Raw genomic sequence first — 12345 nt, 5'->3', positions numbered from 1 at the left:
ATGCGACGCTAGCCCGGGCAGGTTGACAGTGGGTGCGTCTTGGCCGAACAAGCGGTGCTGGGAAGGTGACCACCGCCGGACGTTCAGGTGACCGGGCCGGTGGCGGCGAGGACAGCGGGACGGCGCCGACCCGATGGCACGGCGGTGCCTCCGGGGCAATGCGGCGGGACGAGAGTCGGGCGGCCGGGCGGCCGGGTCAGCGCGGCAGGGCGACGTCGACGATCTCGTCGACCGGCACGGCCGGGACGGTGCCGGGTGCCGGGACGGCGAGCGCGGTCGCGATGCTGGTGGCCATCCACGGCAGGTGACCGTCCGGGAGCGGGGTGCGGGCGACCGCGAGCCGCCAGTAGAGCGGGCCGACGATCAGGTCGATCGCGGTGTCCGGGTCGATGCCGGGCGGTAGCTCGCCCCGGTCGACCGCGCGACCGATCAGCAGGGCGCCGACGTCGCGCTGGTTCACCCGCAGCGACTCCTGCAGAGTCGCCGCGATCTGCGGGTTGCGGGCCGCCTCGGCGAGCAGATCGGGAATGATCTGCGAGGCCAGCGGGTGCCTGAGGGCGCGGGCCACGATCCGCAGCAGGATTTCGAGGTCTCCGCTTAGGGTGCCGGTGTCCGGTAAGGGTAGGCTCTGCCCCGCAACGCGCGAGACGATCTCCAGCACCATCTCCAGCTTCGAGTTCCACCGTCGATAGATCGCGGTCTTGCCGACCCCGGCCCGACGCGCGACGGCCTCTATCGACAGCCTTCCGTAGCCGACCGCGGCGAGTTCCTGCATCACGGCACGGCGGATGGCGTCGGTGATCTCCCCTCGGAGCACCGCCGCTCCCGCTGGAGCACGCCGGTTGTCGGTCGTCACGTGGGCCAATATAGCGCGGCGACGGTACGGTTGCGTCCCGACGTACGATGGACTACGTTGCCACGGAGCGATGACCGACCGACGTGCCACGGCTCCCCCCGGCCACGCGGTTGTCGGGTCGCGCGCATCTTCAAGCCCGAACAGATCGGAGCGCCTTGCTATGGCCACCACGGCGGTAGCCGACCCCGATTCAGGACTGACCGGCGCCCAACTCGCCGCCCGGTACGGTCTCGCCCCGGCCGGCGCGAGACCCACCCTCGGCGTTTACATCCGGCAGCTCTGGTCCTACCGGCACTTCATCTCGGCCTACGCCAACGCCAAGCTGGCAGCCTCGTTCAGCAACGCCCGGCTCGGCCGACTGTGGCAGGTGCTGACCCCGCTGACCAATGCCGCGGTCTACTACCTGATCTTCGGTGTCATCCTCGGTACCAGCGGGGACATCGAGAACTTCATCGCCTATCTCTGCACCGGGCTCTTCGTCTTCACCTTCACCCAGTCGGTGGTCAGCGGCGGGGTCCAGGCGATCAGCGGCAACCTGGGGCTGATCCGGGCCCTGCACTTCCCCCGGGCCAGTTTGCCGATCGCGGTCACCCTGACCCAGTTCCAGCACCTGCTCGCGTCGATCGTGGTGCTGGCCGGCATTGTGCTGATCGACGGCGAGCCGCTCACCCTCGAGTGGCTGCTGATCATCCCGGCAATCCTGCTCCAGGCGATCTTCAACGCCGGGCTCGCGATGGCGCTGGCCCGGCTCGGCTCGAAGGCGACCGATCTGAAGCAGGTCGTTCCGTTCGTGATGCGAACCTGGATGTACGCCTCCGGCGTGCTCTACAGCGTGCAGAACTTCGAGGCCCACCTGCCGGGCTGGGCGGCCCAACTGGTGCACCTGAACCCCCTGCTGGTCTACATCGAGCTGATGCGGCACGCGATGATGGAGTCGTCCCCGGTGACCACCTCGGCGACCCAGTCCTGGCTGCTCGGCCTGGGCTGGGCGGTGCTGGCCGGCATCCTCGGGTTCGTCTACTTCTGGCGCGGTGAGAAGGAGTACGGACGTGGCTGAGCTGAGCACCGCCGGCACCAGTGCCTCGGCGACCACCGCCGTCGACGGGTCCCGGATCCCCACCGTGATCGTCGACGACGTGCACATCGTCTACCGGGTACACAAGGGCGCCACCGCCGGTACCAACAGCCCGGTCGCCGCACTGCGGCGGATGCTGATCGGCGCCAAGGCGCCGACGGTCCGTGAGGTGCACGCGGTCAAGGGGGTCAGCTTCACCGCGTACCGGGGTGAGGCGATCGGCCTGCTCGGCAGCAACGGCTCCGGCAAGTCGACCCTGCTGCGGGCGATCGCCGGGCTGCTGCCGACCAACCAGGGCGCAATCTACGCCCAGGGGCAGCCGTCGCTGCTCGGCGTGAACGCGGCGCTGATGAACGACCTCTCCGGGGAACGCAACGTCGCGCTCGGCTGTCTGGCGATGGGGATGTCCCCGGCGCAGGTCCGCCAGTACGCTCCCGAGATCATCAAGTTCTCCGGGATCAACGACCGGGGTGACTTCAGCTCGCTGCCGATGCGGACGTACTCCTCCGGCATGGCGGCCCGGCTGCGGTTCTCCATCGCGGCGGCGAAGAAGCACGACGTACTCCTGATCGACGAGGCGCTCGCCACCGGTGACGCCCGGTTCCGGCGTCGCAGCGAGCAGCGGGTCCGGGAGCTGCGGGCCGAGGCCGGCACGGTCTTCCTGGTGAGCCACGCCATCGCCTCGATCCGGGACACCTGCGAGCGGTCGATCTGGTTGGAGTCCGGGCTGATCCGGGCGGACGGCCCGACCGACGAGGTCGTCGCCGAGTACGAGAAGTTCATGAACCGGTCGTAGTGCCGGCGGGAAGCGGACACGGGCGTCGTCGGGGACCGGCGGCGCCCGTGCCATGATCTGGCCCGTGACGACCATCCGAGCCAGCCACGACCGGGACGAACTCGCCGCGCTGCTGGGCCGCGATCCCCACCTGCACGCGTACGAACTCGGCGACCTCGACGACTTCTACTGGCCGTACACCACCTGGTACCGGTACGGCGAGCAGGTGGCGCTGCTCTACCACGGCGGTGGCGAGCCCACCCTGCTGGCGTTGGACCACTCCCCCGAGGATCTGGCCGAACTGCTGACCGCGGTGGTCCCGCTCCTGCCCCGTACCTTCTACGCCCACCTGTCGCCGGGCGGGGAGGCGGTGCTGGCGGAGCACTTCACGACGCGGGCGTACGGGCCACACCTGAAGATGGCGCTCACCGACCCCGGCCGGCTGGACCGGGTCGCCCCGGCCGGCGAACTGCTGACCACCGCCGACCTGCCGGAGATGACGGCGCTCTACCGGGCCGCGTACCCGGGCAACTGGTTCGACGAGCGGATGGTCCAGACCGGCCAGTACGTCGGCATCCGGCGCGACGGCGAGCTGCTGGCGGTGGCCGGGGTGCACGTCTGGTCACCGGTGTACAAGGTCAGCGCGCTCGGCAACGTGACCACCCATCCGGCGGCCCGGGGACAGGGCCTGGCCACCTCGGCGGTGGCCGCGCTCTGCCGGCGGCTGCTCGACACGGTCCGCTGGGTGACCCTGAACGTCCGGGCGGACAACACCGCCGCGATCGCCCTCTACCGACGTCTCGGTTTCACCCCGGTCGCCGAGTACGGCGAGTTTCGGTTCGACCCGACGCCGGCCTGACCACCACCGGCCGGGCCGACGGGCGCCGGCTACCGACCTTGACCGCCGGGCCGACGCTGGCCCTGACCGCCGGACCGGCGGCCCCGGAAAGCCGACACCCCGCCCGGTGGATGTTCACCGGGCGGGGTGTCGCCGGCGGCGGGGAGGGATGCCACGCCGGCGGGCGGGATGTCGGCGGTCCGGGGGCTCAGGCGGAGTAACCCCGGGTGGCGATCCAGTTCGCCAGGTTGATGGTGGTCATCCAGTAGGTGCTGTCCGAGCCGGGGATCGCCGGGTCAGCGATCTTGACGGTACGACCGTTGTCGCGGTAGCCGACCACGGTCAGGTAGTGCCCGCCTGGGTAGCTGTGCCCCATGCCGGCCGTGTCGACGGCCGACCCGGCGATGTTCGCCACCACCGCGTACCCGTTGCTGACCGCGTGCACGACGTCGGCCTGCAGCTGGTCCATCTGGGCGGGCGTCGCGGACTGGCCGGAGATCGCCGTGGTCCGGTAGAAGTCGGTCCCGATGACGCTGTTCAGGACCCGGGTGGTGTCCTCGGCCGAGTTCGTGCCGCTGGTCGTGGTGCCCAGCCGGCTCGCCACGGTGTCCTGGCTCGGCGACAGGTCGCGGGCGGTCAGGGCGATCCGGGTGGCGGCCGGGCCGCAGTAGTAGTAGGTCGTCTGGGCCTGGAAGTTGTAGTCCAGCGTCTTCGCCGCCGGCGCCGCGGGTGGCTCCGCCTTGACCGCCTTCTTCGCCTCGCCGGTCGGGCTCGCACCACCGGTCGCCGACGTGCTCGGGCTCGCCGTGTCGCCGCCGGCCGGAGTCGCCTGGTCCGTGGTGGCCGGGGTGATCGGCTGGACCGCCGCGCCGGCCTGACCACCGGCCGGGACGGAGCCGAGTTCCGCGACGGCGACGGTGGCGGCTCCGGTCGGGGCCGGCGCGTCCTGTGACGCGAGGACGACACCGCTGGTCGCGGCGGCGGCGAGGACCGCCGCCGTGGCGAGCGCGAACCGGTTCCGTCGACCGGACACGGCGGTTCGGAGTCGCTGGTTTATGGCGTGCTTCACAATTATCCTCCAGGGGGAAATGCGCATCGTCACCCATTCGGAAATGAATGGCGGTACGACGTTTCCGTCCGCTGTCGAGAATGCGACGCTATGCCGCGCGGACGGCGCGGAAATCATTCATCCATTAATTCGACACGGCATGGGCCGGCGCGGACGCGGAGGAAATGGCCGACCGGCACCGGAGGGACCGGCTCGGTTCCTGTTCGGGCCGGCAGGGCCGGGCCGATGTTCCGCGCAGCCGCCCGCGTCGGGGCGCTACCGGATCAGGAACCGTCGAGGCTCGGCGCCGGAACTACCGCCCCGGCCGGCTGAAGCGGGTCGGAGGCGCGGACCCGGGGTCCGGACGCGGTGCGGTACGGAAACTGGGGGGACGGGCCACGGCCCGGGTGGTGCGGCACGAACACGTACTCCTTCCTGCGCCGCCTACCGGGTTAGCTGACGGATTCGGGCGGGAAGGCCGCCCTACCGCGGGCCATGGCTCGCGGATTCACCCCAGATAACTGTGGGTCCCCGGCTCGTTCTGAACGACTCGGCGGGTCTGCTCCGGTGTCACCCGATGGCGACTTGACGGCCGGACCAGACGGGCCGACACTACTGGCCGCTCTCCGCCATTGCCAAGCCCTCCCAGCTGGCAAAACAGTGACCAGGACCGCGATTTGGCCGGGCCGGGACCGCCTCAGCGGAGGGCCGGGCGGTCGGCGGGATAAAGCAGCATGATCATGTACGGGTACGGTATGACGGAAATAGCCCGGTTAGCGGGTGCCCAGACGCCCGCAGGTCGGTGCGCCAGGTCGGTCGGTGGCACAGGGACCCCAGGAGGCACAGGTCGATGACAACGGTGCACGAAGCGACGTACGACCTGCTCCGGTCCCTCGGCCTGACAACGGTCTTCGGCAACCCCGGATCGACGGAGGAACCGTTCCTGAAGAACTTCCCCGCCGACTTCCGCTACGTGCTGGCCCTGCAGGAGGCGTCGGCGGTGGCGATGGCGGACGGCTACGCGCAGGCGAGCGGACGGCCGGTCCACGTCAACCTGCACACCGCGCCCGGCACCGGAAACGGAATGGGGAGCCTCGTCACCGCCTGGCACAACCGGACACCGATGATCGTCACCGCCGGACAACAGACCCGTACGATGAATCTGTTCGAGCCGATGCTGACGAATGTGCGGCCGACACAATTACCGGAACCGTACGTGAAATGGAGTCACGAGCCGCTGCGCGCGCAGGACGTACCGGAGGCGTTCATGCGGGCACACGCCACCGCCGTACAACCGCCGGCCGGGCCGGTCTACCTCTCCCTGCCGCTCGACGACTGGGACGAGCCCGCCGACGGTGTCCCGGTGGCCCGCCGGGTGAGCACCCGGGTGGCACCCGATCCGGCGATGCTCGACCGGTTCGCCGAGGTGTTGGCGCAGTCCCGGAACCCGATGCTGGTGATCGGCCCCGGCATCGACCGGGCCGGCGGCTGGGCCGAGGCGGTCGCGCTCGCCGAACAGATGCGGGCGCCGGTCTGGCAGCCGCCGTTCGCCGACCGGGTCGGCTTTCCGCAGGACCACCCGCAGTTCCAGGGACTGCTGCCGCCGGCGATCGGCCCGCTCGCCGAGAAGCTGGTCGGACACGACTGTGTGCTGGTGGTCGGCGCGGCGGTCTTCCGCTACTACCCGTACGTCCCCGGCGAGTACGGCTACCTCCCGCCCGGCACCCGGCTGCTGCACGTCACCGACGATCCGGACGAGGCCGCCCGGGCGCCGGTCGGGGACAGCCTCGTCGGTGACGTGGCACTCGCCTGCGCCGGACTGATCGCCCGACTGCCGGCGACGGACCGGCCGCTACCCACCCCGAAATCCGCCCCGCCGACCGTCGAACCCGGCCGGCCGCTCGCCCCGGAGGCCCTGTTCGCCACCCTCGCCGCCGAGTGGCCGGCCGACGGCGTGCTGGTCCCGGAGACGCCGTCCAACCTCAGCGCCCTACACCGGCAGCTGCCCATCACCCGACCCGGCTCGTACTTCAAGATGGCCAGCGGTGGTCTCGGCTTCGCACTGCCGGCGGCAATCGGCATCGCGCTCGCCCAGCGGGACACCGACCGGCACCGGCCGGTGGTCGCGGTGATCGGCGACGGCTCGTTCCAGTACTCGCCGCAGGCCCTCTGGACCGCCGCCCAGCAGCGGCTGCCGGTGGTCTTCGTGGTGCCGGTCAACCAGCAGTACGGCGTGCTGAAGGCGTTCGCCCGGCTGGAGGAGACACCCGGGGTGCCCGGCCTGGACCTGCCCGGCCTGGACATCCCGAGCATCGCCCGCGGCTACGGCTGCACCGCCCACCAGGTGGAGTCCCTGGACGACTTCCGGGCGGCGTTCCGGGGCGCACTCGGCGGGGACGGTCCCACCGTGCTGACCGTCCCGATCACCGCGGACGTCGCGCCCCTGTTGTGAGCCCTGTGGTGAGGAGGAGCCCACTCAGCCCGACATCACCCGCTGGTGCAGTGCGGTCACCACGGCACGGGCCGAGACGAACGAGCCGTGCTGCCAGGCCACCTCGTGACTGAGCCAGTCGCCGGCGAAATAGCACCGACCCGCCGGCTTCAGCAGCAGTCCGTACCCGGGCGAGGAGTACCGGGGCGAGGTCCAGGCCGCCTCCAGGTAGCGGGTCCGGTCCCAGGCGTGGGAGTACGAGGTGGCCAACTCGGTCCGGTACTTCTCGCCGTGGATCTTCACGCCCTGGGCGACCGCCCGCTCCTCCCGCTGGGCCGGGGTCAGCGCGCTGTACGCCCGGGCGTTCGCGCCGGTGTTGTAGTACCCGACGATCAGGCCCCGGGGCGCGTGGAAGCCGTGCGACGGATACCAGATGTGCGCGAGGTCGAGGTCGGTCTCGGTGATCCCGCCGTAGATCCGCTGGTCCAACTCCCACCAGCGGCTCCGGTACTCCAGACCGATCTTCCCGGCGGCGGTGACCGGGAACTCGGCGAGTGCCGAGGTGACGTCGGCGCCGAGATTGTGCGGCACCCGGGCCATCAGGTGCGGCGGCAGCGTCGCGACGCAGTAGTCGGCGGTCACCCTGCGGTCCCGGCCGCCCTGCCGGTATGTCACCTCGACCGTGCCGCCCCGGTCGGTCACCCCGGTCACCTCGGCGCCGAGCTTGATCCGATGTGTGCCGACCGCCCTGGCCAGCGCCTTCGGGATCTGGTCCATGCCGCCGACCGGCTGGAACATGAGCATGGCCTGGTCGTAGCCGAACTCGAAGGAGAAGTACCGGCCGACGTTGCTGGCGAAGACGTCCGCGAGCGGCGGCGGCGCGCCGAGCGGTACGCCGGTGTCGACGCCCGCGCCGGGATAGCTGAGATAACCCCGCCGGCTACCACCGGTGTACGCGTAACCGCTGGTCCGACCGCCGATCGCGCCGTAGCTCTGCAGGAACGACAGCAGCCGCTCCTTGTCGGTGGCGGTCAGCCGGTCGTCCAACGCCCCCTGGTCGGTCGCCTTCGCCAGCAGCTCCGAGACGTAGCCGTAGACGTCGGCCTTGGCGGTACGGTAGCGGACCGGCGCGGTCATCCCGGCCGACTCGTTGTAGATCCAGGCGTCCGCGTTCGCGTTGGTGAAAACCTCGACCGGCACCCCGAGTTCCCGGCAGTAGTCCATGGTGACCATCCACTGCGCGATCCGGCCCGGTCCGGCGTTGAAGTAGACACCGTCGGAGAACCTCGCCCGCTGGCTGCGCCCGTCGAGGTCGGTCTCGACGTCGCCGCCCCGGATCGTCAGGTTCCGGCCACCGGCCCGGGCCCGCGCCTCCAGCACGGTGCAGTCGTACCCGGCCTTGCCCAGCTCGTACGCGACGGCGAGCCCGGCGACACCACCGCCGAGGATCACCACCCGGGAGCTGGAGCGGCCGGTCAGGGAGAAGTCGGCGCGACTCGGTGCCCGGAACGGCGGTGTCGCCGAGCTCGCGGTCGGAGCGAGCCCGAGGGCGCCCATCGTGGCGAGCATCGCGCCCGCGCCGCCGCTGACCCCGACCGCACGTAGGAAGCCCCGCCGGCTGACGGTGGACTGGTCGTACTGACTCATGCCGCCCCCTTCGAAGATCCGTGGGAGGCTGAGTCTGTTAGCGATCTGTTACGGCAGTCAAACAGAGAATATTGCCGATTCATTTCACGTCACCGCCGGATCCTCGGGTCCGACGTCCGGGCTGATGTCCGGGCTGATGTCCGGGCGTTCCACCGCCCACCGCCGGCCCGACGGGTGCCCGGGGTACCGTGCAGCCATGTCCGCTACCGCAGCCATCGACGCCCTGACCTCGACCGGAGTCCCGCACCGGGTGGTCCGGCACGAACCGGTACGCAGCCTCGCCGAGGCCGCCGAGGCGATCGGCGTCGCCGTGCCGGACGTGGTGAAAACCATCGTCGTACGCCGGGGCGAGGGCGACTTCGTGTTCGTCCTGGTGCCCGGGGACCGGGTGATCTCCTGGCCGAAACTGCGCGGGCTGCTCGGGGTCAACCGGCTCTCGCTACCGGACGCGGCGGAGGCGAAGGCGGTGACCGGCTACGAGCGGGGCACCATCACCCCGTTCGGCGCCACCACGAGCTGGCCGGTCGTCGCCGACGAACGGATCCTGGGCCGGAGGATCAGCCTCGGCGCGGGCGCGCACGGGGTGGCGATGGTGCTGGACGCCGACGAGGCGGTCCGGGCCCTGGCCGCCACCGTCGCCGACATCACCGACCCGGACCGTCCCCGCTGACCCCGCACAGATGTGGGGAGGGGGCCCTTCCGCACCGCCGGCTGCCGCCCGGACGACAGGAAGGGCCCTTCCTCACAGGCGGGTGAGCAGGGTGTCGGTCACCGTCCGAGTGTCGGCGGTACCACCGAGATCGCGGGTACGGGTGGCCGGGTCGAGGAGACTGGCCTCGATCGCGGTGACGATCTGGCTGGCGGCCGCCGGATGGCCCAGGTGGTCGAGCATCATCGCCGCCGACCAGACCGCGCCGAGCGGGTTCGCGACTCCCCGCCCGGCGATGTCCGGCGCCGAACCGTGCACCGGCTCGAACATGGACGGAAAGGTGCCGGTCGGGTCCAGGTTGGCCGACGGGGCGATGCCGATGCTGCCGGCCACCGCCGCCGCCAGGTCACTGAGGATGTCGCCGAACAGGTTGGAGCCGACGATCACGTCGAACCGCTCCGGCTCGAGCACCAGCTTGGCGGCGAGCGCGTCGATGTGCTCGGCGTCCCAGCGTACGTCCGGATGACCGGCCGCCCGCTCGGCGACGACCTCGTCCCAGAACGGCATGGTGTGCACGATCCCGTTGGACTTCGTCGCCGAGGTGACGTACGACCGACGGGTCCGGGCCAGGTCGAAGGCGTAGTCGACGATCCGGGTCACCCCGGAGCGGGTGAAGATCGCCTCCTGCACCGCCTGTTCCTCCGGGAAGCCCCGGCCGAACCGTCCGCCGACCTCGCTGTACTCCCCCTCGACGTTCTCCCGGACCACCACCAGGTCGACCTCGCCCGGTCGGGCGCCCCGGACCGGGCTCGGCACACCCTCGAAGACCCGGATCGGGCGCAGGTTGACGTACTGCCGGAAGGTGCGGCGGATCGGGATGAGCAGTCCCCAGAGCGAGACGTGGTCCGGCACACCGGGCCAACCGACGGCGCCGAGCAGGATCGCGTCCGCGTCCCGGAGCCGGTCGAGGCCGTCGGTCGGCATCATCGACCCCTGGCTGAGGTAGCGCCGACAGGACCAGTCGTACTCGGTGTAGTCGAGCCGGATGCCATGCCGGTTGGCGACCGCGGCCAGGACCTGGCGGGCGGCGGCGACCACCTCGACCCCGATGCCGTCGCCGGGGACGACCGCGATCCGGTGGCGGCCGCCGGGGCCCTGCGCACCGGCCCGCGACGTCGCGCCCTCCCCAGCCGTCGGGCCAGCCGTGGCCGTCGCGCCATCCATGGCCGCCATCAGCCACCCAACCCGACGACGGCGACCATCACCGGCAGGAGCAGCAGGATCAGGATGGCGCCCAGGATGTCGAAGGAGAAGCCGGAGCGGATCATCTTGGTGATCGGGACCACGCCGGAGCCGTAGACCACCGCGTTCTGCGGGGTCGAGACCGGGAGCATGAACCCGAACGAGGCCGCGAAGGTCGCCGCCAGCGCGGGAACGAACGGGTTGATCCCGGCCGCGACGGCGACCGGGATGATGATCGGTACGACCACCGCGGCGGCCGCCGTGTTGCTGGTCGTCTCCGAGATGACGATCGCCAGCAGCACGGCGAACGCGGTGATCGCGAAGACGCTGGTAAGCCCGAGCAGGTCGGCGCTGCCGTCGCCGATCGTCCTGGCCAGCCCGCTGTCCTCGAGCAGCGACCCGAAGATGATGCCGGTGCCGAAGAGCAGGATCGTGCCCCAGTCGATCCGGGCGGCGTCGCTCCAGTTCAGGGTGTACTGCCGGGCACTCCAGTCGGTGGGGAGCAGGAAGAGCAGGGAGGCGCCGAGCACCGCCACGATCCCCTCGTTGAGCCGGGCACTGATCCAGTCGTACTGGGTGGAGTCGCTGCCGAAGACCAGCGCGACCACACCCGGGGTGATCCAGAGCACCACGGTCACGGTGAACGCGACCAGGGTGTTGCGTTCGGCCCGGGACAGCGGACCGAGCTTGGCCCGCTCGCTGGCGACGTACTCGGCGACGCCCTCGATCCGCCGGATCTCCGGCTTGTTGAGCAGCAGCAGCACGGTGGCGAGCGCGACGAACATCAGCGCGCAGATCGGGAACGCCATGACCATCCACTCGGCGAACGAGATCCGGGTCCCGGTCGCCTCGGCGATCAGGTCCCGGCCGATCAGGTTCGGTGGGGTGCCGACCGGGGTCAGCAGGCCACCGACGCTGGCCCCGTACGCCAGCATCAGCATCAGCGCGATGCCGACCCGCAGCCGGGTCGGGTCGAAGTCGGCGGTGGCGATGCCCCGTTCCTGCATCAGCTTCGCGATCACGGTGAGGATGCCGAGCGCGGTCGGCAGCAGCATCGCCACGGTGGCGGTGTTGGAGACGAAGGCGGAGAGCGCGCAGGTGATCAGTCCGAAGGTGATGATGACCCGGCCGGTGGTCCGGCCGACGCCGGGCAGCGAGAGCATCCGGAACGCGAACCGGCGGGCCAGCCCGTGCTTGAGCATCGCCTGGGCGAGGATGAAGGCGCCGATGAAGGTGAAGACCGTGGACGACCCGAACGGCGCGAGCACCTCGCCGGCCGGCGCCACGGCGAGGATCACGATCGCGGCGACCCCGAGCAGGCCGCCGACCGGGATCGGCACCGGCTCGGTGACCCAGAGCACGATGACGCCGAGCAGGATCCCGGCCAGGGTCTGCTGGTTGCCGGGCAGGTCGAGCGGCAGCGCCAGGAAGACGATCGAGACCAGCGGGGCGAGCCAGAGTCCGACCGTTCGTCGCCCGCGTTCGAACCGTTCCTCGGCCGGGGAGAGCCGCTGTTCCCCGAGACTGCGGTAGGTGCTGCCGCCGAGTAGGGCCTTCTCCACATCGGTTCTGGCCGGAGTGCCGCCGGTGTCGCTGGTGTCGCTGGTGATGGCCACGACAACCTCCATCGGGTTCACTGTGCCGGGACGGGCGCCGCAGTGACGCAGCTAACAGTGACTTCACCAGCCCCGATGCTCGACGGTCCAAGACGAGATCACGACAACCCTTATAGGCGCTGCCTATCTGTGCTCGTCAGCGAGGTGTGTCTGCCGACGGTCCGCGCC

10 protein-coding genes and 1 riboswitch are annotated in these 12345 nt (G+C 70.9%); of the genes, 5 read left to right on the top strand and 5 right to left on the bottom strand.

The window, feature by feature from the left end; genetic code table 11:
• Nucleotides 1-196 precede the first annotated feature (196 nt).
• The gene (locus ABGB21_RS05195; RefSeq protein WP_347653610.1) at nucleotides 197-856 is read right to left on the bottom strand and encodes a TetR/AcrR family transcriptional regulator; all 660 of its coding nucleotides are present in this window, start codon (nucleotides 854-856) and stop codon (nucleotides 197-199) included.
• Between the two features lie 160 nt (nucleotides 857-1016).
• Here ABGB21_RS05195 and ABGB21_RS05190 point away from each other — a divergent pair, with 160 nt between their 5' ends.
• From ABGB21_RS05190 to ABGB21_RS05180, 3 genes are all read left to right on the top strand, one after another.
• Nucleotides 1017-1913 carry an ABC transporter permease gene (locus ABGB21_RS05190; RefSeq protein ID WP_347653609.1) on the top strand — a complete coding sequence of 299 codons (897 nt, stop codon included), beginning with the start codon at nucleotides 1017-1019 and terminating at the stop codon, nucleotides 1911-1913.
• A 1-nt stretch (nucleotide 1914) separates the two neighbouring features.
• Complete coding sequence (locus tag ABGB21_RS05185; protein WP_347653746.1) at nucleotides 1915-2727, top strand: ABC transporter ATP-binding protein; 813 nt, start codon at nucleotides 1915-1917, stop codon at nucleotides 2725-2727.
• Between the two features lie 64 nt (nucleotides 2728-2791).
• Nucleotides 2792-3565: a GNAT family N-acetyltransferase gene (locus ABGB21_RS05180; protein WP_347676553.1), complete on the top strand. Its 774-nt coding sequence runs from the start codon at nucleotides 2792-2794 to the stop codon at nucleotides 3563-3565.
• A 187-nt stretch (nucleotides 3566-3752) separates the two neighbouring features.
• Here ABGB21_RS05180 and ABGB21_RS05175 read toward each other — a convergent pair whose 3' ends face one another.
• Nucleotides 3753-4613 carry a C39 family peptidase gene (locus ABGB21_RS05175; RefSeq protein ID WP_347653607.1) on the bottom strand — a complete coding sequence of 287 codons (861 nt, stop codon included), beginning with the start codon at nucleotides 4611-4613 and terminating at the stop codon, nucleotides 3753-3755.
• Nucleotides 4614-5018: 405 nt separating this feature from the next.
• A riboswitch (cyclic di-AMP (ydaO/yuaA leader) is annotated at nucleotides 5019-5158 on the bottom strand.
• Nucleotides 5159-5442: 284 nt separating this feature from the next.
• On the opposite strand from ABGB21_RS05175, the gene mdlC reads away from it, so the two are divergent.
• Entirely contained in the window at nucleotides 5443-7044 is a 1602-nt protein-coding gene (mdlC, locus tag ABGB21_RS05170; RefSeq protein WP_347676551.1) for a benzoylformate decarboxylase, read from the top strand.
• Between the two features lie 24 nt (nucleotides 7045-7068).
• Here the strand turns inward: mdlC and ABGB21_RS05165 are convergent, their stop codons facing one another.
• Nucleotides 7069-8670, bottom strand: coding sequence for an FAD-dependent oxidoreductase (locus ABGB21_RS05165; protein WP_347676549.1), 1602 nt, complete (start codon nucleotides 8668-8670; stop codon nucleotides 7069-7071).
• A gap of 196 nt (nucleotides 8671-8866) precedes the next feature.
• Between ABGB21_RS05165 and ABGB21_RS05160 the strand changes: the two genes are divergently transcribed.
• The gene (locus ABGB21_RS05160; RefSeq protein ID WP_347676547.1) at nucleotides 8867-9340 is read left to right on the top strand and encodes a YbaK/EbsC family protein; all 474 of its coding nucleotides are present in this window, start codon (nucleotides 8867-8869) and stop codon (nucleotides 9338-9340) included.
• Nucleotides 9341-9412: 72 nt separating this feature from the next.
• Here ABGB21_RS05160 and ABGB21_RS05155 read toward each other — a convergent pair whose 3' ends face one another.
• Nucleotides 9413-10552: a tartrate dehydrogenase gene (locus tag ABGB21_RS05155; RefSeq protein WP_347653603.1), complete on the bottom strand. Its 1140-nt coding sequence runs from the start codon at nucleotides 10550-10552 to the stop codon at nucleotides 9413-9415.
• The gene (locus ABGB21_RS05150) at nucleotides 10552-12189 is read right to left on the bottom strand and encodes a DASS family sodium-coupled anion symporter (protein WP_347676545.1); all 1638 of its coding nucleotides are present in this window, start codon (nucleotides 12187-12189) and stop codon (nucleotides 10552-10554) included. The genes ABGB21_RS05155 and ABGB21_RS05150 overlap by 1 nt, the downstream gene beginning before the upstream one ends.
• Nucleotides 12190-12345: the final 156 nt, after the last annotated feature.

Origin of the sequence: Plantactinospora sp. B24E8 (genome assembly GCF_039871735.1) — a bacterium.
Taxonomy (GTDB): domain Bacteria; phylum Actinomycetota; class Actinomycetes; order Mycobacteriales; family Micromonosporaceae; genus Plantactinospora.
This window is presented reverse-complemented; position numbering and strand designations above follow the sequence as displayed.